Consider the following 23,375-nt stretch of genomic DNA (forward strand, 5'->3'; position numbering starts at 1 on the left):
CGGCGCCGCAATGCACGCCGGCCATGGATGAGCTGATCCGCGGTGCGAAGGCGGCGACGATCAGCCCCGCGATCTATTCGCTTCGACATGCCCTGAAGATCGCATCCGACGCGTCGCCGCGGGGGATTCGTTTGTTCTGTTCACCGGCGACGGCGAAATGGTTCGCGACACGTGGTTTGCCGCTCAACCCCACCGGGCATCCAGCAATCGACAGGCAAACCAGCCGAGGCCCATACCCAGAAAGCGTTGAGCTGATGGTCCACGTGGAAATCAACGTGCCGACGACCGCGGAGCAGGTTTTCGACGTCTTGGCCGACGGATGGCTGTTCGCGGCCTGGGTGGTCGGCGCGACGCACATCCGCGACGTCGACGACGATTGGCCCGGCCCCGGGTCGATGCTGCATTACAGCGCGGGCGTGTGGCCGTTCACTGTGAACGACATCACCCAGGTCGTGTCGGTGGAACCGCCGCACATGCTGGAACTCGAGGCCAAACTCTCGCCGCTCGGCGCCGCGTGGATCCGCCTGGAACTCGTCGACACCGGGCCGGGCGAAACGCAGATCCGAATGTACGAGCACTCCGAACGCGGGCTGGGCACCCTGGTGCCCAATGCGCTGCAAGAACTGCTTCTGGTGCCGCGAAACATGGAATCGCTCTCCCGGCTCGCCGACATCGCCGTCGGCAAGGCACGCCGTGCCGGTCACATCGCGACCGGAGCCGGCACCCGAGCCGAGACGCACGCCGAGGTGAAGCTGAACGGTCACGTCCCGCAGAACTGACCGGACCGGCACCCGCCCGGTTACCGGGCCGGATCAGGCGATCGACAGCGCGATGCCGTCGAGGATGTCGTGTTCGCTGACGACCAGTTCCGATATACCCGCGCGCCGGGACAATTCCTCGGCGAGCACTTCGGTTATGACCGCGCCGCCGCCGATCACGTCGACCCGGCCGGGGTGCATCGGCCCCAGCGCGGCGCGCTGATCGTGGTCCATCGCGATCAGCCGGTCGCAGACCTGGTGCACCTGATCCGAGGTCAGGCGGGTGAGATGCACCCGCTGCGAGTCGTATTCGGGAAGATCGAGCGCGACCGCGGCCAGCGTGGTCATCGTGCCCGCCACGCCGACCCAGGTGTGCGCCCCTTCCACGGGGACGTGCGTGAACGCTTCGGTCAACCGCTCGGTGGCGAAGGCGCGGGCGGCGGCGATCTCCTCGGCGGTGGGCGGGTTGCTCGCCAGGCACCGTTCGGTGATCCGGACGCAGCCGATGTCGGCGGAGAACGCGGCCCGCACCCCGGCACTGTCCCCGAACACCAGCTCGGTGGAACCGCCGCCCAGGTCGACCACGACGAAAGGACCTGCCGCGCTGGACAATTCACCGATGGCACCCGCGAACGAGAGGCGCGCCTCCTCGTCACCGGTGATCACCTCGGCTTCCGCGCCGGTGACCACGGTGCTGAGTTCGGCCCGGGCCATGGCGAAGAAATCCTCCCGGTTGGCGGCGTCCCGGGTGGCGGAGGTGGCCACCATCCGCACCCGGCCGACCCCCGCCTCGCGCATCAGCGCGACATAGTCGGCCAGTGCGGCGCGGGTGCGTTCGATCGCCTCCGGCGCCAGCGAGCCGGTCGCGTCGACGCCTTGACCGAGGCGGACGATGCGCATCTCGCGGTGCACATCGGCCAGGCGCCCGTCGCCGAGCACATCGGCGATCAACAGTCGGATGGAGTTCGTGCCGCAATCCACGGCGGCTACCCGGTCACTCATCACTGTGCTCCAGTCTCTCGCGGGCCGGTCGGCCCGGACGCGGGCCAGTCGGCCGGAATAGCGGTGCCGCGCAGGCCGTGCTCGGCGGCCAGCGCCACGGCCTCGTCACCGAGCGGATTCACGCCCGGCCCCTTGGCCAGCGCGTGGGCGATCAGTACGTGCAGGCACTTGACCCGCTCGGGCATCCCGCCGCCGGTGAAATCCGTGCCGAGGGATTCGATTTCGTCGCGTTCGGCCAGATAGCTCTCGTGCGCGGCGCGATAGGCGGCGGCCAGCTCCTGGTCGGCGGCGAGCCGCTCGGTCATCTCCCGCATCACACCGGCGGATTCCTGCCTGCTCGCCTCCGCGGTGAGCCGGGGATCGGTGAGGTAGTACAGGGTCGGGAAGGGGGTGCCGTCCGGCAACCGAGGCGCGGTCTTCACAACGGCCGGGATCCCGTCCGGGGTGCGGTAGGCGACGGCGAGCACGCCGCGCGGCGCACGGCCCAGCTGCTCGGCGATGATCGCGAGATCCTGGTCGGTGGGTGCGGTCACCTATGTCCTTCCGATGCTTGCGGTAGTGGCGCGGCGGCCTAGGGCGTCGGCTGCGGCTCGGAGATGCTGCGCCACAAATCGGTGTACCAGGGCTCGGGTTCCCGGGCTCTGGTGGGCGCGGGCGGCGGCGCGGGCGCCTCGATGCCGGGCACCTGCACGATGTACGGCGTCTCGCCGGGCATCACCAAGCGCAGGCGGTCGCGCGCCTCGCTGCGGATATAGGCCGGATCCTGTTGCTGCGCCCGACGATCGCGCAACCGGGCCAGATCCGTCTCCAGTTCCTGGCGCTGCTGCGCCAGCTGCGCGGCCTCCGCGCGCTGGGTGAAATACGTGCGCATCGGCACGGCGAGGGTCAGCGCGAGCCCGCACACCACCATCGCCAGGATCACCGCCTTGCCGGTGGAGAGCCCGAGGAACGTGTGATCGTGTGGGTCGCCGCCGGGACCCGAGGCGTTCTTCCGCGGTTTCGGCTTCGGGGCCGGCTCCGATCGCCTCCGACCGCGCTTGGCAGCGGAGTCGGCCGGGCGCGATCCGGCGGCACGCGACGTGCGGTGGTCCCCGCGTCCGGCCGGACTGGTCCCACGCGCACGTCGCTCCGTCATCTCACGCCTCGGTCTCTACTCCCCGGTACTCCCGGCGTTCTGCGTGATAACGCACGCTACCTCCTCCGGGATTGTCGCTCGTGCCGCGGCTCAGCCTTCGAACGCGAAGCGGGGAAACGCGACGTCACCCGCGTAGCGCGCCGAATCGCCGAGCGCGTCCTCGATGCGCAGCAGCTGGTTGTATTTGGCGACCCGCTCGCTGCGCGCGGGGGCGCCGGTCTTGATCTGGCCGCTGCCCACCGCGACGGCGAGGTCGGCGATGGTGGTGTCCTCGGTCTCGCCGGAACGGTGCGACATCATCGTCTTGTACCCGTTGCGATGCGCAAGCTCCACCGCGTCCAGGGTTTCGGTCAGGGTGCCGATCTGGTTCACCTTGACCAGCAGCGCGTTGGCGGCGCCCTTGGCGATGCCCTCTTCCAGCCGCTCCGGGTTGGTGACGAACAGGTCGTCGCCGACGAGCTGAATCTTGTCGCCGATCTGGTCGGTGAGGGTCACCCAGCCGTCCCAGTCGTCCTCCGACAGCGGGTCCTCGATGGACACCAGCGGGTAGGCGCCGATCAGCTCGGCGTAGAACTGCGCCATCTCCTCCGCCGAGCGCACCACGCCCTCGAACTTGTAGCCGCTGCCGGTGGTGAAGAACTCGGTGGCGGCCACATCCAGCGCCAAGGCCACGTCGCTGCCCAGCTTCAGGCCGGTCTTGTCGATGGCCTCGCTGATCAGGTCGAGCGCCGCCTTGGTGCCCGCCACGTCGGGCGCGAAACCGCCCTCGTCACCGAGGCCGGTGGACAGGCCCTTGGCCTTGAGCACCGACTTCAGCGCGTGGTAGACCTCCGCGCCCCAGCGCAACGACTCTTTGAAGGTGGGCGCGCCGATCGGGGCGACCATGAATTCCTGCACGTCGACGCCGGTGTCGGCGTGCGCGCCGCCGTTGAGGATGTTCATCATCGGCACGGGCAGCACATGCGCGTTCGGACCGCCGAGGTAGCGGAACAGTTCCAGGCCGGAGGACTCGGCGGCGGCGCGGGCGACGGCCAGCGAGACGCCGAGCAAGGCGTTGGCGCCGAGCCGGGACTTGTCCTGGGTGCCGTCCAGATCGAGCAGCACCTGGTCGACGGTGCGCTGCTCCACGGCGTCCAGGCCGATGACCGCGGGCGCGATCTCGTCGAGCACGCCATCGACCGCCTTGCGGACACCCTTGCCGCCGTAGCGCTCGCCGCCGTCGCGCAGTTCGACGGCCTCGTGCTCACCGGTGGACGCGCCGGAGGGCACTGCCGCCCGGGTCAGGGTGCCGTCGTCGAGAGCGATCTCTACCTCGACGGTGGGGTTACCGCGCGAATCCAGGATCTCGCGAGCTCCGACCTGTTCGATGATGGCCACGAAAACGACACTCCTTCGGCTGCTGACACGGTGGTCTCACGGGATGGGCCGTGCGCTGCGAGCCTATCGCCCCGGCGGCGCGGCGGGTAACCGGCACTCCGGGGAGATCACACCCGGCGGCCGATGCTGTAGGTCGCGGCCCGATCGCGCACCGTCAGCAGGTAGCTGTGCGACTGGTTGTAGGTGAGCAATGCCCGCTGCCAGCCGTGCTCGGAGGTGAGGTCGCCGCCGCTGGCGCACAGGTACCTGGCGGCGGTGAGCGCGGCGTCGTCGATGTTCTGCGGATCGGCGACGCCGTCGCCGTTGGCGTCGACGCCCCAGCGCTTCCAGGTCTCCGGGATGAACTGCAGCGGGCCCACGGCACGGTCGTGCACGGGATCGCCGTCGAGCGCGCCGCCGTCGGTGTCCGCCACCAGCGCGACGCCGGGCGAGCCGTCCAGCGGGACGCCAATGATCGGCGGGTGGACCGAGCCGTCCTCGCCCACCTGCGCTCCGCGGTGGGTGCCGTGCCGGCTCTCCACGCTCGCGATGCCCGCGAGCGTCGTCCACGCGATACCGCAGTCGGGACGGGCCCTGGTCAGCACGGCCGCCGCGTAGCCGTAGGCCTCCAGCGCGATCGGCGGGATGCCCAGCCGATCGGCCTGCTCGTCGGCCCAGCCACGCAACTGGACGGCGGTGCGGCCGGGCGCGTCCAGGTCGATCACGGGCAGCGGGGTGCCCGGCCCGGGCGGGATGCCTTCCGGAATCGGGGTACGGTCGACCCCGCAACCGGCGAGGCCGAGGAGCACCACGACGGCGGCCGAGACGCCGATCTTTCGCAACACCCCTTCCATGATCCAGATGACGGCGCGTACGCACGGCAGGCCGGTGCCGGAGTCCACCGCGTGTCGGCTGCGCGCCCGACCCGCACCGGGGCGCCGGGTCAGACCAGCAGCTCGCTGGTCGCGTTGTGCGCGGGCGCCGCGAGAACCGTTCCGGTATAGCCGGATTCGACGATGCGCCCGTGGTCGAGGACGAGCAGCCGGGGACAGTGTTCGGCGACCAGGGCCAGGTCGTGGGTGATGATCAGCAGGGCGGTGTCGCGTTCGGACCGGATCCGGTCCAGCAGCGCCATGATCGCCGCCGCGGTGGTGTGGTCGAGCGCCGAGGTGATCTCGTCGCACAGCAGCACGGCGGGTTCGGCGGCGAGTGCGCGGGCCAGCGCGACTCGCTGCCGCTGTCCGCCGGACAACTCGTGCGGATAGCGGGCGGCCAGGTCGGCACTCAGATCGACGGCGGCGAGCAGCTCGGCGATCCGCCGCGAGAGGTCCCGTCGTGCGACGCGCCCGATCCGCCGCAACGGGCGTCCGAGCGTGTGCGCCACGGTGCGGCGCGGGTTGAGCGCGGACCGGGGATTCTGGGTGACCAACTGAATGCCGCCCGCGCCGTACCGGATTCGCCGGTTCGCGCCGACGGCGATCGAGTCGCCGCACAGTTCGAGCGAACCGGTCGCGGAATGGTGCAGGCCCGCGATCACGCGCGCCAAGGTGGTCTTGCCCGCGCCCGACGCGCCCACCACCGCGAGCGCCGAACCCGCCGCGAGCGCGAGATCGATGTCGGCGAGCACCTGGTGTCCGTCGATCGTCGCGCTGATTCCCTCGGCCCGCAGCACGACCTCCGGCGCCTGGTTGTCCGCCGAAACGGCCGCCGACCGGTGACCATTGCACGTCTGCGCTCGCTCTGCGGCCGCGGCGAGGTCTGGCGGCGGTGGCGTACCGTTGCCCCGCGCCGGAAGCAGGGACGGCGAGCGGACAACGCCGAGCTCGACTATGTCGTCGGCGATCGAGTGCACGAGCGCGGTGTCATGGCCGGACAGCAGGATCGCCGCCGACCTCTCGCGGGCGAGTGCCGCGAGCTGCCCGGCGATGTCGGTGCGCAGCGCACCGTGCAGCCCGGCGAGCGGCTCGTCGAGCACCAGCACGGCGGTGCGGCGGATCAGCGCCCTGGCCAGCGCCACGCGCCGCTGCTGGCCGCCGGACAACTCACCGGGGCGGCGGCGCAGGTAATCCGGCGACAGGCCGACCAGCGCGAGCGTGTCGGTCAGGGTGGACTCGGACGCGTGCGGCGCGACCTCCCGTAGCAGAGCACGCACCCGCAGCAGCGGATTCAGCGCCGAACCGGGGTCCTGGCCGACGTAGGCGATGTGCCTGCGCCGAAACAGTTGCAGCGCGGATCGATCCAGCGTGAACACCTCGTGTCCGGCGACCGACGCCGACCCGGTCGCGCGCGCCGCGGCGGACGGCAGCTGCCCGAGCAGGGCGCGCATCACCGTGGTCTTGCCCGACCCGGACGGGCCGGTGAGCGCGGTGATCGTGCCTGCGGGTATCCGGAAGGTCGCGGGCCCGGCCAACGCGTGCTCATCCGGACCCAGCACGGTCAAGCCGTCGACCGCGACCAGGTCGGTCGCCGCTCCGGCGGCATCCGCCCGGCACCCGCGCTGCGGGACATGTACGTTCATTTCCGCTCCCCTCGCCCGAACGCCGACACCGCCAGGTTCACGCTCACCGCCACGATCGCGATCGCGAGACTCGGGGCCAGCACGGCCCAGGGGTTGAGCAGCAGGCCGGAGGCGTTCTCGCGCACCATGACCGCCCAGTTGCTCGCACCGAGCGTCGTGGGAAGTTGCAAGAACGACGCCGTGCTCACGAGATAGACCGCCTCCACGAAACGCAGCCCGAGCTGAGTCGTCGCAACCGCCCGCAGGTTCGGGATCACTTCCCGGAACACCAGATGCCCCAGCGACTCACCGGCGGCTCGCGCGCTCTCGACATATCCGGATGCCGCGACCCCGGCGGCCGCCGCCGTGCAGATCCGCGCGCAATAGGGGACGCCGAACAGCAGCGCCAGAACGATCAACCCCAGGGTTCCCGCGTCCGGCCACGAGGTCAGCACGAGCAGGATCCCCAGTACCGCAGGCAACAGGATGAACAGGTCGGTCCCCAGTTCGATCCACCGCCCGATCCGTGGGCGCAGCGCCGCCACCGCGCCGAGGACACACGACAGGCCGGTCACCGATACCGCGATGACCGCGGCCACCAGCAGCAATCCCCAACCGCCGTAGAGCAATTGACTGAGCACATCGCGGCCGAGCCGGTCGGTGCCCAGCGGCGCGCCCGCGGCGGGATCGCCGAACGGGATGCCGACCGCTTCCTCCGCCGGGTGCGGCGCGAGCGTCGGCCCCAGCGCCGCCAGCAGCGTGACCAGTAGGGCGGGCGCGACAGCCGGCCGGCCGAGCCGTCGCCGCGCCGGATTCGCGATCGCCGCCGGAACAGTCATCGCCGCCCCCGCAGCGACCAGGCGCGGATGCCGTCGGCGACCGCGAGCACGACCATGATGACCACCCCCGACAACGCGACCACCGCGGCCACCACCGAGGTGTCGCGATCGGCCACCGCGCCGGCCAGGACCGCGCCGAGGCCGGGATAGTTGAACACGGTCTCCACCACCAGAGCGCCGCCGAGCAGCATCCCGACCGTGGTGGCGAAGCCGGCGACGATCGTCGGCAACGCGAACGGCAGCACGTGCCGGGTCAGCACCACCCGGTTCGAAAGACCGTCCAGCACCGCGCTTTCCACGTGCGGAGCGACTGCGGCGTCGGTCAGGGCGGCGCGCACCACCCTGGTGTTCCAGCCGATCTGCGGCAGCGCGAGGGCGAGGACCGGCAGCACCAGCATCTGCGGTCCGGCCGGCATCCCCGACCGGCCGGTGATGGTGACCGCGGGCAGCCAGCCCAGCGCCAGCGCGAACACCAGGATGAGCGCCGTGGCGATCACGAACTCGGGGACGGCCACCGCGGTGGTCGTCATCGGCTGTAGCACGCGCGCGGCCACGCTGCCCGGACGCGTCGCCCACCACGCGCCGAGCGCGAGCGACGCGAGCACGGTCACCGCGAGGGCGAGTCCACCGAGCAGCAGCGTCGGCGGGAACTTGTCGACGAGCAGGTCGTCGACCGGCCGCCCCCGCGCGGTACGCCCGAAATCACCGGTGACCACACCCGATAGCCACTTCCAGAACCGCACCGCCAGCGGGCGATCCAATCCGAGTTCGTGCTCTTTGGCCGCGATCCGCTCGGGCGTGGCCTCCCGGCCGAGGACCGCGCGGGCGGTGTTGCCCGGTAACAGATCCACGGCGACGAAGACGCAGGCCAGCAACGTCACCAGCAGGATGACACGCCGCAGCAGCAGGCGCGCGAACAGAATCACCCGGCCAGCCAGGTCTTTTCCAGCTGCACCCGAGCGAATCCACCGAGCGTGGGCAGGTCGCGCACCCGGGAGGCGGCGATGTCGATGCCGTCGGCCATGCCCCAGACCAGGTAACCGCCACGCTCGTACTGGATGCGTTGCAACTCCTGATCGGCCTGCCGGTACTCCGCCTCGGTGTGCGCGGCGAGCGCTTTCGCGGTCGCCGCGTCGAATGCCGCGTCCTTGAAGGCTGTTTCGTTGCGGTTCGATCCGCTGGACAGCAATTTGCTCGCGAAGAAGAGCGTGGAATCGTTGGTGCCCCAGGAGATCGTGTACAGCGGCGCCTTCAGCCAGGTCTGGTCGTAGAAGGCGTTCGGCTCCTGAACGACCACGTCCAGCCGGACGCCGATCTCGGCGAGCTGGGTGGCGATCACTTTCGCCGATTCCACCTCACCGGGCGCCTCGGCCTTGGTGACGAACGGATAGCTGCGTCCGGTGTCGAAATTCGACTCGCGCAGCAACGCTTTCGCGCGGTCGAGGTCGCGGGTGCGCTGGGCGAGAGAGGTGTCGTAGAGCGGATCGGCCGTGCCGAGAATGTCGTTGGCCACCGTTCCGTATCCGGAATGCACTTGCTCGACCAAGGCTTTGCGGTCGACACCGAGCCGGATGGCGGTGCGAACCCGCGCGTCGGCGAACGGTCCGTCGGAGGTGCGCATGGCGACGCCGACCACGGTGTCGTTCGGACGGCGCACGACCGTCAAGTCGCCGCGCCCCTCGGCGGTACGGCCCGCGATGGCGCCGACGTTGGAGGCCAGGTCGATCTGCCCGCCGAGCACCGCGTTGCCCAGCGCGGTCACGCTTTCGAACATGGTGACCTCGATGGCGTCCAGTGGCGGCGGTCCACCGTGCCACCGCTCGTTGCGCACCAGCCGGGCGTTGCCGCCCTGATAGGACTCCAACCGGAACGGTCCGCTGCCGACGGCTGCGGTGAAGTCGGTGGTGTCCTTCTTGACCGTGAAGGTCATCAGCCGGACCAGCAGCGGCAGTTGGGTATTCGGTTCGGGCACGGCCAGCACCACCCGGTTCGGCCCGTCCGCGGTGATGTCCGCCACGGCCACCGGCAGCTTCGACGCGCCACCGACCGTGCGTAGTCTGCGCAGCGACCACACGACATCTTCCGAGGTCACCGGCGTCCCGTCGTGGAAGGCGGCGTTCTCGGCCAGGGTGAAACTCCAGCGCAGGCGATCCGCGTCCGGCTCCCACCGCTCGGCCAAGCGCGGCACGACATTCGGGTTGCCGCCCGGCACGGTGAGGGCGTCGTAGACCAGGGAGGTCACGAGGAAATCGCTGTCGTTGCTGAGGTTGGCGTGCGGGTCGCGTTCGATGCGCGCCGCGGTGCCGAGCGCGCCGACCCGCAGCGTGCCGCCACGCCGCGCAGGCCCGGACAGATCGACGCCATCGGAGCACGCGGCTGCCAGCAGCACCGCCCCCAGCCCGAGACTCGACCGCAGCAGGTCCCGTCGATTCACAACCATTGTGCAGCCCCTCTTCCTGAACCGAACCCACGGCGGCACCGCGCACAGCGCCTCGATCAGGACAGGCTACCCTAATGCGCTGCGCGAATCACCGGTACCGGCATCAAAACGGCAGCGCAATGGCGCATCTCCCGCAAACGCGGCCCGGCCACCGATCGCCGATCTCAGCCGCGCCCCAATTATGCGATTCGGCTATTTTTCTTCGACTCGCTTAGGTAAGCCTTGCTTCACCAAGCGGGAAGGGCTACCTTCCCATATTAATCGTGAACCCTGCTTTTCCCACCGACGCGAAGAAGGGACTCCTGGTGAAAAGCGTTCTCTCCGAACGTAAGACGCTTCACCCCCAAGACATCGAACGACGTGAGCTATCCCCCGGCGCGGGCAGCGCGGTGCGCGCTCTGGCCAGAGAGATATCGGCCACACTCGATCAGTCGCTCGCCGATCCGGCCGCCGCCGCCGCCCGCACCCTCACCGACCCGGCGCTGATCGAACGGATCGATGCGGGCGCCACGGAACTTCCAGCCGAGGTGCGCCACGCCATGCGCCCACCCGCCACCTCCGCGGGCGCGGCCATCGTGGGTGGTCTTCCGCTGGCGGACAACGAGTTCGGACCCACGCCGCCGAGCTGGCGAGAGGCCGCGCGCTGGAGCGGCGATCCGCAGCGGCGCGCGCAGTCGTTCGAACTCGACCTGGTGATGCTGCTGCTGGCGCGGAGTGCGGGCGAGCCGTTCGGCTGGCGGGGCCAGCAGGACGGACGGTTGGTCAACAACATCGTTCCGGCGGCCGGGCACGAGCACGAACAGTCCGGCGCCAGCAGCAAAGTGCTGCTGAGCCCGCACACCGAGGACGCCTTCCATCCGCAGCGCGCCCACCTGCTGATGCTCGGTTGCCTGCGCAACCCGGATCAGGTGGGCACCACCGTCTCGTCGGTGCGCCGAATCGAACTGTCCACCGCGCAGCGCGAGCTGCTCAGCACTCCCACACTGCCGATCTTGCCCGACGTGTCCTACGGCGGCGATCACGAAACATACCCGCCCGCAGCGGTTCCGACGCTGTGGAGCGCCGCGGGACCCGACCGGCAGACGCTGCGCTACGACCCGGCGTACACCCCGCTCGACGACGCCGACCCGGAATTCCGCGCGGCCTACGAACAACTCGCCGCCGAGCTGGAACGCGTCTGCGTGACCGCCGAGCTGCGCCCCGGCGAACTGTTGCTGGTGGACAACGACGTCGCCGTGCACGGCCGAGTGCCGTTCACCGCGCGGTACGACGGCACCGACCGGTGGCTCAAGCGAGTGAACATCCGGCTTCCAGAACGGCGACGGCGGGCCGAGGAAGCCGACGAGAATGGCTACGGGCAACACACCGTAGCCCCGTTCCGAACGGCGGTGACCCCGCCGGGCGGCAGCGGCACTCCTGAGCGGGATGTACGACATGATCGAGGACCCCTTGAGCACGCGTGACCGATCCACACCCCTGCGGGTGTTGAGCCGCAGCGACCTCGCCGACGTGCCGATCACACCGGCCGCGGTGGTACGCGCGGTGGAAGAGGCGTATCTGGCGCTCGCGGCGGGTGATTCGGACAATCCACGCAAGCTCAGCGTCGCCGACCCCGACGGCTGGTCGGTCGCCTACGCCATGCTCGGCCGGGACGGCCGCAGGCGCGTGGTGGCGATGAAGACCTCCTACAAGTTCGACCCCGGCCACGATCGCAGCACGAAGCGCTACTACACGACCATCACGCTCTACGACGACAGCACGGGTGCGCCGATCGCGATGATGGACTGCGCACGGGTGGGCGCGTTGCGCACGCCGGCGGTGTCGGCCCTGCTCGTGCGCGAGACGATCCGGCGCGGCGCGGAGAGCGTGCTGCTGATCGGCACCGGAACCCAGGGCCGCAACGCCCTTCCGCACCTGCTCGCCGCGAATCCGCAGCTGCGCAAGCTGATGGTGTACGGCACGCACCCCGAGGGCCTGGCAGCTGTGCACCGCGTACTCGCCGAGCACCATCCGCACGCGCTGCTCGAGACCGTCACCGATCCACGCGCCGCGGCTGCCACGGCCGATGTCGTGCTGGCCACGGCGGGCCCGGCCACCGAGGTAGCGCTCGAATCCGACGATCTGGCACCCGGTTCGGTGGCGGTGCTGGTCGGCTACGGACTCGCGCCGTCGACGTTGACCGATGCCGACCGCGTGATCGCGACCAGCGCCGAACAGATGGCGCTGACCGGCACCGACATGGCCGGACCCGACGGCACGCTGCGCACGGTGGACGCCGAGCTGCCGCAGATCCTGAATCGCCGTGCGGTCGCGCGCCGCTCGGACGACCAGCGCATCTTCGTCTACAACAGCGGACTGGTACTGACCGATATCGCGGTGGCCCACGCGCTGGCGCAGCGGGCGATCGCGGAAGGCCGTGGCACGGAGGTGCCACTGTGGGACTAGAGCCCGCGAGTGTCACCGCGGCGCCCGGCGACGAGGCGGCCGCGCCCGATTCGATCAGCGCGGCGCCGATGCCCGCGCATCTCGATCCGTGGGAGCGCCGCCTGCTGACCGATCCGGATCTGCTCGGCGACCTCGCTTTCACGGTGGGCGGCCCGTTCCACGTGATGTATCCGGCTCGGGTCGGCCACAACATCCGGGCGTTCCGCGCCGCTTTCACGAACGCCGGGGTGCACGGCACCGTCTACTACGGCAAGAAGGCGAACAAAGCCGCGTGCGTCGCGCGGGCGTGCGCGCAACACGGTGCGGGCGTCGACGTCGCCAGTGTCGGTGAGCTGACCGCCGCGCTGGCGCAGGGCGTGCGCGGCGACGAGCTCATGGTCACCGGACCGGCCAAGGCGGACGAGCTGCTGTGGCTGGCCGTCCGGCACGGTGCGCTGATCGCCGTGGACGATCTCGGTGAACTCGAACGGCTGGCCGCGCAGGCGGCTACCGACGGTCCCGCACGTGTCCTGATCCGGGTGCTGCCCGCGGCCTCGGCCAGCCGGTTCGGCATGACCGCTGGCGAAATCGAGGACGCCCTCGCGCGGTGCGCGACACCTGATTCGATCCGTCTGGAGGGCTTCAGTTTCCACCTGTCCGGCTACGACGCGGTGGCGCGCGCGGAACTGGCGGGCGAGCTGATCGCGCGCTGTCTGCACGCGCGCACGCTGGGGCATCCGGCCACCACCGTGTCGATCGGCGGGGGCTTCGGTGTCGACTACGTTCCAGCGGACGCCGCGATGCAGTTCACCGCGGGAGTGGGCAGACGGTGGTTCCACTCCGGGAAGTCCTTCGATTCGTACTATCCGTACCACTTTCCGGTGCCCGGCGCGGCCATGCTCGAACAGATTCTCGACCACGCGGATCTCGCCGGGCGACTGCGCGACAACGCCGTGCGCCTGGCCGTCGAACCGGGACGCGCGCTGCTCGCGCACGCGGGCTGCACCGTCTTCCGCGTCCAGGGCAGCAAGACCAGGCACGCGCACGGTGAGCCCTACCGGCTGCTCACCGTCGACGGCACCAGCCTCAGTCTCTCGGAGCAGTGGTTCGACAGCGAATACCTGCCCGATCCGGTGCTGTGGCCCGCGCGGCCCGGCACCGCGACGCCGACCAGCGTCGGCGCGGCCACCTGTCTGGATTCCGACATGCTGAGCTGGCGGCGGGTGCCGCTGCCCCGCCCCGCCGAGGTCGGCGATCTGCTGGTCTACCCGAATACCGCCGGTTATCAGATGGATTCGAACGAGTCCGCCTTTCACGAACTGCCCATCCCACCGAAAGTCGTACTGCACGACGCACCCGGCGACCGCTTCCGCTGGACCCGCGACGGCAGCTGACCCGACTTCCCGACCAGAACCAGGAGACATCGATGCCGCTCGTCACGCACGTGACGGATCTGATCGGCCGCACGCCGCTGTTCGAGCTCGCGGCCACCGCGACGGGCACCCGCCTACTGCTCAAACTGGAACAGTTCAACCCGACCGGCGCGGCCAAGATCAGGATGGCGCGCGAGATGGTGCTCGACGCCGAACGTCGCGGTTTGCTACGCAGTGGCGGACATATCATCGAGTCCACATCCGGGAACACCGGACTCGGCCTCGCGGTAGTCGCCGCCGAACGCGGGTATCGCTTCACCGCGGTGGTCGACCATCACGCATGTAAGGACAAACTGCGCGCGATGCGGGCACTGGGTGCGGAACTGGTGTTCGTCGCCGACGACGGTGACGACAGCCTGGCCACCTCGGCACGGGAGGACCTGGCCGAGGCGATGGCGGCCGAGCGGGACGACGCGTTCTTCACCGAGCAGCACAACAACGACGCCAACGCGGTGGGCTACTACCCGGTGGCCGAGGAATTGCTCGACGACGTCGATCGGGTCGACATCCTGCTGTCCGCGGTGGGAACCGGGGGTTCGCTGTTCGGCACCGCGACGCGGCTGCGCCAGCTGGGCTGCACGCCCTACGTCATCGGGGTCGAACCGGTCGGCTCGATCGCCTTCGGCGGGCCGGGCGGTCCGTACTGGCAGTCGGGCACCGGCACCCCACCGGGCGCCACCATCGGCACCGCCGTCGACTATTCGCTGCTGGACGAGGGCGTGAAGGTCACCGACGTGGCGGCCTTCGCGACCGCCCGCGCGGTGGCGGCCGAACTGGGCCTGATGATCGGCGGATCGGCGGGTGGTTCGGTGTACGCCGCGCTCACCCGGCTCGAGGAGTTCCCGCCGGGCTCCACCGTGGTCACCATCGTGTGCGACGGCGGGGAGAAGTACTTGGACACGGTGTTCGACGACGCGTGGATGAACGAACGCGACTTGCTCGACCCCGGCACCGAACGCGAGGTGGCGCTGCTGCTGCGGCGCTACACGCCCGCCGCCAGGACGTCGTTGGTGGAAGCGCGGTGAGGTCCGGTCGGTCCTACGGTGTGACGCCGCGCCCGCGCGGGACGACGCTCCCGCCCTCTGCGAAGGAGAACCGGTGATCGTGACGAGATTCCGCGGCGACGGCGGGCGGCTCACCGCGCTCGCGACGCCGATCGCGCTGACCCAGCTCGCCCAGATCGCGGTATCCACCACCAACATCGCGCTGATGGGGACGCTCGGCGTGCGGCAGGTGGCCGCGGGCGGCCTGGCGATCGTGCTGTTCAACCAGATCCGCACCATGTGCGTCGGCTTGATCACCGCCAGCGGCAACCAGATCGCCACCGCGGTGAGCGCGGCGGGTAAGCGCGGTGACGCGCCGGATGCGGAGATCCGCGACCTGCTGCGCTCGAGCTTCGCGATCGCCACGGTGGCCGGGCTGCTCGGCGGCACGGTGCTGATCGGACTCGGCTGGCTGCTGCCCTTCCTCGGGCAGGACCCGGGAGTGCTGGCCGACGCCCGTCCGCTGCTGGTGGCGCTCGCGCCGGGCCTGCTGCCGTGCCTGTGGTTCCAGGTGCTGCGCCAGTACACGGTCGGCATGCAACGCCCGCAGGCGCTGTTGCTGGTGACGCTCGGCTCGGTGGTGCTGAATCTGCTGCTTGCGCTCGGTTTCATCCACGGCAGGGGCGGACTGCCCGAACTCGGGCTCACCGGTGTCGGGGTCGCGACCTCGCTGGTCTTCCTGATCACCTTCGGCGTGTTCTGGGTGATGGTGTGGCGCGACGAGGAACTCGGCCGCACCCTGCCCATGACGCCGCTGCCGGTGCGGCTCGCCACCGTGCGCGCCGAACTGAGACTCGGCACGCCGATCGCGCTGACCTACGGCTCCGAGGCCGGCATGTTCTCGGTGCTTGCGCTGGTGATGGGCAGCATCGGCCCGGCGGCACTGGCCGCGCACAACGTCGTCTACCAGATCATCTACATCGTGTTCCAGGTGGCGATCGGCCTGTCGCACGGCGCGTCGATCCTGGTCAGCCACGCGGTCGCGCGCGAGGAGCACGCGCACGCTCGCGCGCTGGCCTGGCTGGCGCTGCGGCACGCCGCGGTGATCGCCGCGGTGACCGGCGCGGTGTACGTGGTGGCCCCCGATCTGGTGCTGCGTCCCTTCCTGGACTCCTCGGACGCCGACACCATCCGGGTCGCGCACACTCTGCTGCTGATCGGCATCGTGCTGCAGTTCTTCGACGCCGCCCAGAACATCGGCACCGGCCTGCTGCGCGGGCTCGAGGCGACCAACGCGGGCTTCCGGCTCTCGCTGATCGGTTACTGGGGCGTCGGCCTGCCCGTCGCCCTGCTGCTGGCCTACCCGGCCGGGCTCGGCGCCGCCGGTGTTTGGTGGGGGCTCATCGCGGGCCTGGCCACCACCGCGATCCTCATGCTGCGCCGCTACTTCGCCTTGCTCGACGAGAAGGAACGCGACCGGCCGCGACTGGTCGCGGAAACTTTGACGACCTAGAGCGCCCGGCGCGACGCCGATTCCATCGGTCAGTGACCAATCCCACATCGGACCGCGTTCCCCCAGCGTTCGACACCGAAACCTAACCCTCCCGACGGCGAGTCTTCATCAAACGCCGGGAAACCTGTCTGTAACCGGCGCTATCGTGGCGACGGAGCAAAGCTAATGGCAGGCAAACCGCCGGGAGGGATTCGGTCCGGTGTCCATCACCAGAGTCGCGGAGTATCCGCGTCCGGATCACGTGTTGTTCCACTTCAGCGACACACATCTCATCGCGGGTGACGACCCCCTGTACGGCGATGTCGACGCCGACCTGCGGCTGCGGCAACTGCTCGACCAGGCCGCGGCGAGCCGGATCCGGCCGACGGCGATCGTGTTCACCGGTGATCTCACCGACCGGGGCGAGCCGGCCGCATACGTCAAGCTGAAGTCGATCGTCGAACCATTCGCCAGAAGTTTGCGAGCACCCATCGTGTGGGTCACCGGCAACCACGACGACCGCGCCGCCCTCCGCGCCCGCCTGCTCGGGGAGCTACCCACCACGTCGCCGCTGGACCGGGTGCATCTGATCGACGGACTGCGCATCGTCGCCTTGGACACCTCGGTGCCCGGGCACCACTATGGGGAGATCTCCGACGACCAACTGGAGTGGCTGCGCTCGGTCCTGGCCGAGCCCGCGCCCTTCGGCACCATCCTGGCCATGCACCACCCGCCGGTGCCGTGTGTGATCGACCTCGCCGTCACTGTGGAACTGCGGGATCAGCGCCGGCTGGCGGACGTACTGGACGGCACCGACGTGCGCGCCATCCTCGCCGGGCACCTGCACTTCTCCACCAGCGCGACGTTCGCGGGCATCCCGGTCTCGGTGGCGTCGGCCACCTGCTACAGCCAAGATCTCGGTGTGGCGCAGGGCGGCCTGCGCGGCCGGGACGGCGCGCAGGCCTTCAACTACGTGCACATCTATCCGGACACCGTGGTGCACTCCGTGGTGCCCATCGAGCGCGGCGGCACGGTCGGCGCTGCGGCCACGCCGGAGGAGGCGCGGCAACGGCTGGCGGAGGAAGGGATCGTCATCCCGCCCGCCGGCCGCATCCCGCACGTCATGCGGCGCCCTGCGTCGACTCCGGAAGCGGATGACGAGGCGGTGTGCTGAGCCGTTCCCACGGCGCCGGTTCCGGGTAGTACCGGGCCAGGAACTCCGACACGATCCGCACCCGCTCGGACTCGCCGACCTCGGGGAAACTGCCGTCGTTGAGGCAGAAGAAATCGACGTCGCGATGGCGCGCCAGCCCGTCCAGCAAAGCCAGACCGCGGTAGCTGGTCGTGTCGACGTAACGCACCGTCGCCGACTCCTGCGGCACCGCACGCCCGGTCAGCATGGCGTAGTAGTGATACAGCGAATTGGTGACCGAGATGTCGGTGGCCGCCCGGAACCGACTCGCGCTGGTGCGGGCGAAATCCGCGGCGAATTCCTCTTCCATCTCCAGCAGGACACTGCGCCGCAACGGCACGGGCGTGTGCTCCAGGTGCCGTGTGATGACATAGCCGAAGCGCTCCGCCAGCAGTGCCCGGTTCACCCGCGCCGCGTTCTCGAAACCGCTGCGCCGCTCATTGTTACGCCCCGGGCCGATCCTCGTATCGGCTTCGATGAACCGGCTCACGCCCCCCGGCGTGAAGAACATCGACGGACGCACCGGACGCGCGAAGAACATGTCGTCGTTGGAGTACAGGAAGTGCTCGCTGAGCCCATCGATGTGCTGCAACTGGCTTTCCACCGCGTGGGAATTGAACACGGGCAAGCCGCTGACGTCCCGGAAGTGCTCCACCGCACGCACCACGGTCACCTTCGGGTGCGCGGTCAGCCACTCCGGCGGCGTGGAGTCGGTAGCGATGAAGATCCTGCGGATCCACGGCGCGTTCTTGTGCACCGACCGCAGGGCGTACTTCAACTCGTCGATCTGGCGGATCCGGGCGTCCGCGTCGTCGCCCTCACCGACCGCGACCTGTGCGAGCATCCCGGCACGGCGGGCGCGGAATTCCGGATCGGAGCCGTCCACCCAGGAGAACACCAGGTCGATGTCGAAGCCGACGTCACCGGTGTGGGGCGCGAACATGTCCGCCAGGGTCGGCCAGGTCCGGTCGAACAGCCGCACCTGGGTGTGCTGGACGTCGGCGAGGTCGAAGACCGGGCGGGTCAGCGCGTTCGGGCGCGGACAGGTCACCGTGTCGCCGTGGTATTCCCACAGTTCCAGTTCGACATGATGCGCCGGATCATGGTCACGCCCGAGCCGAAAGACATTGTGCCGCAACTCGACGCAGGAGAATCCGGCCGACATCGCCGTGGCGGTCACCCGGCGCACCATCGTGCGGTGCGCCGCGTCCGCCGCCAGCACCAGCCGGTGCCCGCTGTCGCGCACGAGTAGGAACGGCACCTCCGCCGCGGCCAGTTGCGCGCGCAGGTAGCCGAGATCCTCGATCATCGCGGCCGACACGGCGAGGTTGCTCGCCACGGGCCGCGTCACCATTTCCACCGCCCCCGAATCCACTGCTCCCCTGTCCGTCATGACTGCCTCCACTTCCGTCGAACCACCGGTCTGAAGAATCCGTCCGGGGCACCGCGCCGAGCGACGATCCGTCGATGCCGAGGCGTCGACGTGCGAGGACCGCGCGCCTGGCGCGGTGACATTCAGAAGTGGGGAAGGGTGCCGAAGCGCGGGTACGAATTGATCACCCGGTATGCAGACGACTGGTAGACCATTTCGTTTCACCTCACTCACGGCCGGACGCGCATGGCGTCATGGTTGGAAGCGCTGCACTCGTGCGGGGACGATCGAAGGGCACGGTGGCAGCCGCATGCCGGACGGTCATCGGCCGGCTGGAACAGTCTGCCCAGGAAACTCCGGGCACCTCTACGAATGATGCAACGCGCTGGACATTCCGTCAATCGGTGCAGTTGACGCGCCCTGCCCGGCCACTCCCCCGGGACGTAGCACACAACCCGCAATTCAATTAGGATAGCCTCACCATATTAGATGGAGGAAGGGTTGTGCCGGTGCGCGTCGTCATTCTGTTCGGAACCGAGATGGGCACCGCGGAGTCCGCGGCCGACAGCATCGCCGAGGAACTGCGCGGAGCGCACGACGTCTCGGTGCACGACATGACGGACTTCGACATCGCGGATCTGGACGTCCGCGATCTCCACCTCGTCGTGTGCTCGACCTACGGCGACGGCGAGCTGCCGACCGGCGCCGAACCCTTCGCCGACGCGCTCGATCGCGACACGCCGGATTTGAGCGGCCTGCGGTTCGCCGTCTTCGGCCTCGGCGACATCGTGTACGGCGACACGTTCAACCGCGGCGGCGAGATCATCGCCGCGAAGCTCACCGCGCGCGGCGCCGTCCAAGTGGGCGAGCACGCTCGACACGACGCGTCCACCGAGGTCCGCGTCCGGGACATGGCCCGGGAATGGGCCGCCGCACTCGACATTCCCGCGCTGGTCTCGGCCTGACCGGCAGCCGATACGGGCCCGCGGTCCGGACAAAGCGCACAGCGCCAGCGCACAAGGGGCACAGCCCTTTAGACTGCTATCAAGCGCGGCACAGCCCGCCGCGCTCGACGATCCATGAGGTGACGAAGATGGCAGCCGGAGCGAGCCCCGCCCAACGTCAGCACAACTCGGCAGATCATCCCGAGCTGGACGTGCTCCCGGAATGGCCACTGGAGACGATCGGCGTGCTGGTGACCACCGACCCTGCGCCGCATGCGATCCCCGTGTCCTGGCCGGTGCGGGCCGGTGACCGGCGCATCCTGATCAGCCTCAAATACGATCGCGGTTCGCTGGCACGGCTGCGCGAACATCCCGAGGTGGCGCTGCTGATCCTCGGTGCGGGCAACGTCGCGATGTGCGCCAGGGGCACCGCGCACGTGGTGGCCGAGCAGATGCCCGACGCCGCCGACTACGTCGCCGTCGGCATCGACGTCGACGTGATCGATGACCATCGCCAGTCGGCCTTCGCGGTCGTGCAAGGCATCCAGCGCACGGTTCTCGACGACGCGAGCGAACTGCGCGCGCTGCAGGGCCGGGTCGACACTCTCCGATCGTGGGCAGACCACCAGAACTGAAGCGGCCCGGCGTTCCCGGGAGCAGAGAAGAGCGGCACCGGTAGTGCCGCGCGGAAGGGGATCATGAGCGTCACTCTGGCCAAAGGCGGCAACGTCTCGCTGTCGAAGCAGACCGCGAATCTCACCAAGGTATCGGTGGGTCTCGGCTGGGACGTGCGCACCACCACCGGCGCCGATTACGACCTCGATGCCAGTGCGCTTGCTTGCGGACCGAATCTGAAAGTGCTGTCCGATCAGCATTTCGTCTTCTACAACAACCTGCGTTCGCCCGATGGATCCATCGAGCACACCGGTGACAACCTCACCGGCGCGGGTGAAGGCGACGACGAAGTGATCAACATCGATCTCACCGCCACTCCGCCGAACATCACCAACATCTTCTTCCCGGTGTCCATCCACGACGCCGACGCCCGCGGCCAGTCGTTCGGCCAGATCCGCAACGCCTTCATCCGCGTCGTCGACGCCACCACCGGCGTCGAACTGGCCCGCTACGACCTCACCGAAGACGCCTCCACCGAAACGGCCATGATCTTCGGCGAGCTCTACCGCCACAACAACGAGTGGAAGTTCCGCGCAATCGGCCAGGGCTACGCCTCCGGACTGGCGGGCATCGCCCGAGACTACGGCGTCAACGTCTGACCGTTCGATCCCCTTCGCCGCGTGGGTCTTTCGGCCTCGTGCTCCATCGGCATCGAGAGCCGGAGGGCCTGCGCGACACGTTTCGGCTCCGGTCGAACTCACGGGAACCGCTTCGCGATCGCCGCGGCGATCGCTTCCGGTGCGTGTTCTTGAATGAAATGCCGCGCGTGCGGCAGCTCGACTACGTCGAGATCGGTGAAGGCGGCTCGCATTCGCGGGATACAGGCGTTCGGACGGAACACCATGTCCCGCATTCCCCACACCAAGAGGGCCGGCTTGTCGCCGAGCAGGACGGGCACATCTCGGGCGAGTCGGTCCAGCAGCGGGCGTGCGGCACGAATTTCCTTGGGCGTCGCGGCGAGTCCGCGTCGGGCTTCCGCGGTGGGCTGCACCGCGCGATAGTGGTCGGCCTCGTCCGCGGTCAGCTTGCGCCCCAGTTCTGCGAGCAGGACGCGCTCGACGAGGAAATTCTGTTCGAGTATCCGCCGCTGCATCGGACGGCTGCCCATGATCACGCTGAACGCCCGATTCGCCATCGCTTCGGTCGGCCAGAACGAGGTATTGCCCAGCACGATCCCCCGCACCCGATCCGCGCGCGCGGCGCTCGCGCCCAGACCGATGGGGCCGCCCCAGTCCTGTCCCATCAGAACGAAGCCGTCGAGCCGCAGGTGATCGATCAGTTCGCCGAGGACCGCGGTGTGCTCGGCGATGGTGTAGCCGAAGCCCTCGGGACGTTCGGACAATCCGAAACCCAGATAGTCGACGGCGATACACCGGTACCGGTCGCGCAGGTCCTTCACGATGTGGCGGTAGAGGAAGCTCCAAGCCGGAGCGCCATGACAGAACAGGAGCGGCGGCCCGGCTCCCTCGTCGATGTAGTGAACCCGGCCCACCGACGAGTCGAACCAGCGCGACTCGAAGGGGTACAGATTCCCGTCCGGAACGAAATCGATCAGCATTGGTCCCTCCCTCCGAGACAGGCTACCTCCGGTGCACCCGAGCGCCCGGTCGCCTCCACCGAGATGTCCGACGATTTCAGCTCAGGCTGTCGACCGAGTGGAATGACACGGCACGCGAATCACCCGCAACAGACCGGGTCGTCGCAGGGGTCGCCTACTTCGCTGCCGTAGACGATGAAGTGCTGGATGGGTATCAGGATTCGCTCGGCAGTGCTGGGGTCTAGGGCTGGTGCGGATCGGACGCTCGGCCGGCCCCAAGCGGTTGGGATGTCGTCGATGTCGAAACGCGGTGCGCCGTCGATGAACAGGGTCCACAGCGGGTGGTCGGGGAAGCCGTTCATTCGCAGCACCCACCATTGGCCGTCGACGTGGGCGGCGACGGGAAATTTGCCGTTCCCGGTCGACTGCCAGCGCGGGTGGGCGTTCAGTTCGGGATACGGCATTCTCTCAGTGTCCCCCTGAGTCGGACGGCCGCGCGAATAGCGGGGTGCGTCCTACTCGGTGCCCTCCGGCCAGAAGGCGCGCCAATCCTCCGCGGTGAGCGCAAGACGTTCGCCGCGTTCGGTTTCCGCGACATCCTCGGCCGCGCGAATGGCGGCGGCGAAGGTCAGCGTGGCCTTGCGGAGACGTTCTTCGGCGCTTTCCGGGCCGCTCAGATGGACGACCCGCAGGGCGTCGGGAACGAGGTCGGGCGGCAGGCCCGCTTTGGTGCTGCGAGAGACGACCTTCTCGGCGAGGGCCAGGGCGGGCTGGGCCATGGCGATGCCATCCAGGCAGGAGCGGCGGGACTTCTCGGCGGATTTGCGTTCGTCCCAAGCGCGTTCCTGGGCGGCGATCTTCTCGGCCACCGAGGCGTCGGGATCGATCGCGGAATCCGCCAGGTGCGGGCTGCGGTTGACCAGCTTGGCGACCAGTGCGGCGGCGACGTCGTCGACGGTGAATTCGCCGGCGGCTTCGGCGATCCGGGAGTGGAAGAGCACTTGCAGCAGCAGGTCGCCGAGTTCTTCCTTGATGGTCTCGGCATCGTCGTGCTGGATGGCGTCGAGCAGTTCGTAGGTCTCCTCGAGCAGGTAGGGGCGCAGCGAGTCGTGGGTCTGGGTGACCTCCCACCCGCCGAAATGCCAGAGGCGGTCCATGACCTCGACCGCCCCGGCCAAACCCGCCGCGACGACCGCCGTGTCGGTGCGCGGCCCTCCGTTGGGCTCGGGATGATCCGCAGCGTGCGCCGCGCGATGACGGGCAGCCCGCAGAACGGACTCGTCGCGATCGGTCGAA

At 69.4% G+C, this 23,375-nt stretch carries 23 protein-coding genes; 10 read left to right on the forward strand and 13 right to left on the reverse strand.

Annotation, left to right across the window (positions count from 1 at the left end; genetic code table 11):
* The first annotated feature begins 254 nt into the window (after positions 1-254).
* Positions 255-779 (forward strand): SRPBCC family protein, encoded by a 525-nt coding sequence (locus tag ACT89H_RS11130; protein ID WP_445108481.1) that lies wholly within the window; start codon positions 255-257, stop codon positions 777-779.
* Positions 780-812: 33 nt separating this feature from the next.
* On the opposite strand, the gene ACT89H_RS11135 is transcribed toward ACT89H_RS11130, so the two are convergent.
* From ACT89H_RS11135 to ACT89H_RS11175, 9 genes are all read right to left on the reverse strand, one after another.
* Entirely contained in the window at positions 813-1,760 is a 948-nt protein-coding gene (locus ACT89H_RS11135) for a Ppx/GppA phosphatase family protein (RefSeq protein ID WP_445108482.1), read from the reverse strand.
* A complete protein-coding gene (locus tag ACT89H_RS11140; RefSeq protein WP_445108483.1) occupies positions 1,760-2,293 on the reverse strand; it encodes a DUF501 domain-containing protein in 534 nt (177 codons plus the stop codon). Before ACT89H_RS11140 ends, ACT89H_RS11135 begins: the two co-directional genes overlap by 1 nt.
* A 38-nt stretch (positions 2,294-2,331) precedes the next feature.
* Positions 2,332-2,895: an FtsB family cell division protein gene (locus ACT89H_RS11145; protein WP_445108484.1), complete on the reverse strand. Its 564-nt coding sequence runs from the start codon at positions 2,893-2,895 to the stop codon at positions 2,332-2,334.
* Between the two features lie 90 nt (positions 2,896-2,985).
* Positions 2,986-4,272, reverse strand: a complete 1,287-nt coding sequence (eno, locus tag ACT89H_RS11150) for a phosphopyruvate hydratase (protein WP_445108485.1) — start codon at positions 4,270-4,272, stop codon at positions 2,986-2,988.
* Positions 4,273-4,379: 107 nt separating this feature from the next.
* The gene (locus ACT89H_RS11155; RefSeq protein WP_445108887.1) at positions 4,380-5,105 is read right to left on the reverse strand and encodes a lytic transglycosylase domain-containing protein; all 726 of its coding nucleotides are present in this window, start codon (positions 5,103-5,105) and stop codon (positions 4,380-4,382) included.
* Between the two features lie 89 nt (positions 5,106-5,194).
* Entirely contained in the window at positions 5,195-6,769 is a 1,575-nt protein-coding gene (locus ACT89H_RS11160; protein WP_445108486.1) for an ABC transporter ATP-binding protein, read from the reverse strand.
* Entirely contained in the window at positions 6,766-7,587 is an 822-nt protein-coding gene (locus ACT89H_RS11165; protein ID WP_445108487.1) for an ABC transporter permease, read from the reverse strand. Before ACT89H_RS11165 ends, ACT89H_RS11160 begins: the two co-directional genes overlap by 4 nt.
* Positions 7,584-8,513: an ABC transporter permease gene (locus tag ACT89H_RS11170; RefSeq protein WP_445108488.1), complete on the reverse strand. Its 930-nt coding sequence runs from the start codon at positions 8,511-8,513 to the stop codon at positions 7,584-7,586. The genes ACT89H_RS11165 and ACT89H_RS11170 overlap by 4 nt, the downstream gene beginning before the upstream one ends.
* A complete protein-coding gene (locus ACT89H_RS11175; RefSeq protein ID WP_445108489.1) occupies positions 8,510-10,027 on the reverse strand; it encodes an ABC transporter substrate-binding protein in 1,518 nt (505 codons plus the stop codon). The genes ACT89H_RS11170 and ACT89H_RS11175 overlap by 4 nt, the downstream gene beginning before the upstream one ends.
* A 263-nt stretch (positions 10,028-10,290) precedes the next feature.
* On the opposite strand from ACT89H_RS11175, the gene ACT89H_RS11180 reads away from it, so the two are divergent.
* The 6 genes from ACT89H_RS11180 (at position 10,291) to ACT89H_RS11205 (ending at position 17,533) form a co-directional block, all read left to right on the forward strand.
* A complete protein-coding gene (locus ACT89H_RS11180) occupies positions 10,291-11,490 on the forward strand; it encodes a TauD/TfdA family dioxygenase (protein ID WP_445108490.1) in 1,200 nt (399 codons plus the stop codon).
* Positions 11,462-12,472: an ornithine cyclodeaminase family protein gene (locus ACT89H_RS11185; protein WP_445108491.1), complete on the forward strand. Its 1,011-nt coding sequence runs from the start codon at positions 11,462-11,464 to the stop codon at positions 12,470-12,472. The genes ACT89H_RS11180 and ACT89H_RS11185 overlap by 29 nt, the downstream gene beginning before the upstream one ends.
* Before the next feature lie 68 nt (positions 12,473-12,540).
* Entirely contained in the window at positions 12,541-13,845 is a 1,305-nt protein-coding gene (locus ACT89H_RS11190; RefSeq protein ID WP_445108888.1) for an alanine racemase, read from the forward strand.
* A 32-nt stretch (positions 13,846-13,877) separates the two neighbouring features.
* Positions 13,878-14,909, forward strand: a complete 1,032-nt coding sequence (locus ACT89H_RS11195) for a PLP-dependent cysteine synthase family protein (protein ID WP_445108492.1) — start codon at positions 13,878-13,880, stop codon at positions 14,907-14,909.
* A gap of 73 nt (positions 14,910-14,982) precedes the next feature.
* A complete protein-coding gene (locus ACT89H_RS11200) occupies positions 14,983-16,380 on the forward strand; it encodes an MATE family efflux transporter (protein ID WP_445108493.1) in 1,398 nt (465 codons plus the stop codon).
* A gap of 199 nt (positions 16,381-16,579) precedes the next feature.
* Entirely contained in the window at positions 16,580-17,533 is a 954-nt protein-coding gene (locus ACT89H_RS11205) for a phosphodiesterase (protein WP_445108494.1), read from the forward strand.
* On the opposite strand, the gene ACT89H_RS11210 is transcribed toward ACT89H_RS11205, so the two are convergent.
* On the reverse strand, positions 17,481-18,944 hold the full coding sequence (locus tag ACT89H_RS11210) for a stealth family protein (RefSeq protein ID WP_445108495.1): 1,464 nt from the start codon (positions 18,942-18,944) through the stop codon (positions 17,481-17,483). The two genes, ACT89H_RS11205 and ACT89H_RS11210, sit on opposite strands and share 53 nt — an antisense overlap.
* A 488-nt stretch (positions 18,945-19,432) precedes the next feature.
* Between ACT89H_RS11210 and ACT89H_RS11215 the strand changes: the two genes are divergently transcribed.
* From ACT89H_RS11215 to ACT89H_RS11225, 3 genes are all read left to right on the forward strand, one after another.
* Entirely contained in the window at positions 19,433-19,888 is a 456-nt protein-coding gene (locus ACT89H_RS11215) for a flavodoxin domain-containing protein (protein WP_445108496.1), read from the forward strand.
* A 128-nt stretch (positions 19,889-20,016) separates the two neighbouring features.
* Positions 20,017-20,502, forward strand: coding sequence for a pyridoxamine 5'-phosphate oxidase family protein (locus tag ACT89H_RS11220; protein ID WP_445108889.1), 486 nt, complete (start codon positions 20,017-20,019; stop codon positions 20,500-20,502).
* A 63-nt stretch (positions 20,503-20,565) separates the two neighbouring features.
* Positions 20,566-21,141 carry a TerD family protein gene (locus ACT89H_RS11225; protein WP_445108497.1) on the forward strand — a complete coding sequence of 192 codons (576 nt, stop codon included), beginning with the start codon at positions 20,566-20,568 and terminating at the stop codon, positions 21,139-21,141.
* A 98-nt stretch (positions 21,142-21,239) separates the two neighbouring features.
* Here the strand turns inward: ACT89H_RS11225 and ACT89H_RS11230 are convergent, their stop codons facing one another.
* The 3 genes from ACT89H_RS11230 to ACT89H_RS11240 all read right to left on the reverse strand — a co-directional run bounded on the left by ACT89H_RS11230 (position 21,240) and on the right by ACT89H_RS11240 (position 23,236).
* The gene (locus tag ACT89H_RS11230) at positions 21,240-22,100 is read right to left on the reverse strand and encodes a haloalkane dehalogenase (RefSeq protein WP_445108498.1); all 861 of its coding nucleotides are present in this window, start codon (positions 22,098-22,100) and stop codon (positions 21,240-21,242) included.
* 119 nt (positions 22,101-22,219) lie between these two features.
* A complete protein-coding gene (locus tag ACT89H_RS11235) occupies positions 22,220-22,543 on the reverse strand; it encodes a hypothetical protein (RefSeq protein ID WP_445108499.1) in 324 nt (107 codons plus the stop codon).
* Between the two features lie 51 nt (positions 22,544-22,594).
* On the reverse strand, positions 22,595-23,236 hold the full coding sequence (locus ACT89H_RS11240) for a nucleoside triphosphate pyrophosphohydrolase (protein ID WP_445108890.1): 642 nt from the start codon (positions 23,234-23,236) through the stop codon (positions 22,595-22,597).
* Between the last annotated feature and the right edge of the window lie 139 nt (positions 23,237-23,375).

The organism is Nocardia aegles (assembly GCF_052545135.1).

What these genes read in the sequence shown, in the direction of transcription:
- ACT89H_RS11130 (WP_445108481.1), top strand. Translation starts at nt 255, where the DNA reads ATGGTCCACGTGGAAATCAACGTGCCGACGACCGCGGAGCAGGTTTTC.
- ACT89H_RS11135 (WP_445108482.1), bottom strand. Translation starts at nt 1,760, where the DNA reads ATGAGTGACCGGGTAGCCGCCGTGGATTGCGGCACGAACTCCATCCGA.
- ACT89H_RS11145 (WP_445108484.1), bottom strand. Translation starts at nt 2,895, where the DNA reads ATGACGGAGCGACGTGCGCGTGGGACCAGTCCGGCCGGACGCGGGGAC.
- ACT89H_RS11155 (WP_445108887.1), bottom strand. Translation starts at nt 5,105, where the DNA reads ATGGAAGGGGTGTTGCGAAAGATCGGCGTCTCGGCCGCCGTCGTGGTG.
- ACT89H_RS11160 (WP_445108486.1), bottom strand. Translation starts at nt 6,769, where the DNA reads ATGAACGTACATGTCCCGCAGCGCGGGTGCCGGGCGGATGCCGCCGGA.
- ACT89H_RS11165 (WP_445108487.1), bottom strand. Translation starts at nt 7,587, where the DNA reads ATGACTGTTCCGGCGGCGATCGCGAATCCGGCGCGGCGACGGCTCGGC.
- ACT89H_RS11175 (WP_445108489.1), bottom strand. Translation starts at nt 10,027, where the DNA reads ATGGTTGTGAATCGACGGGACCTGCTGCGGTCGAGTCTCGGGCTGGGG.
- ACT89H_RS11185 (WP_445108491.1), top strand. Translation starts at nt 11,462, where the DNA reads ATGATCGAGGACCCCTTGAGCACGCGTGACCGATCCACACCCCTGCGG.
- ACT89H_RS11190 (WP_445108888.1), top strand. Translation starts at nt 12,541, where the DNA reads ATGCCCGCGCATCTCGATCCGTGGGAGCGCCGCCTGCTGACCGATCCG.
- ACT89H_RS11195 (WP_445108492.1), top strand. Translation starts at nt 13,878, where the DNA reads ATGCCGCTCGTCACGCACGTGACGGATCTGATCGGCCGCACGCCGCTG.
- ACT89H_RS11210 (WP_445108495.1), bottom strand. Translation starts at nt 18,944, where the DNA reads ATGACGGACAGGGGAGCAGTGGATTCGGGGGCGGTGGAAATGGTGACG.
- ACT89H_RS11220 (WP_445108889.1), top strand. Translation starts at nt 20,017, where the DNA reads ATGGCAGCCGGAGCGAGCCCCGCCCAACGTCAGCACAACTCGGCAGAT.
- ACT89H_RS11225 (WP_445108497.1), top strand. Translation starts at nt 20,566, where the DNA reads ATGAGCGTCACTCTGGCCAAAGGCGGCAACGTCTCGCTGTCGAAGCAG.
- ACT89H_RS11230 (WP_445108498.1), bottom strand. Translation starts at nt 22,100, where the DNA reads ATGCTGATCGATTTCGTTCCGGACGGGAATCTGTACCCCTTCGAGTCG.
- ACT89H_RS11235 (WP_445108499.1), bottom strand. Translation starts at nt 22,543, where the DNA reads ATGCCGTATCCCGAACTGAACGCCCACCCGCGCTGGCAGTCGACCGGG.
- ACT89H_RS11240 (WP_445108890.1), bottom strand. Translation starts at nt 23,236, where the DNA reads ATGGACCGCCTCTGGCATTTCGGCGGGTGGGAGGTCACCCAGACCCAC.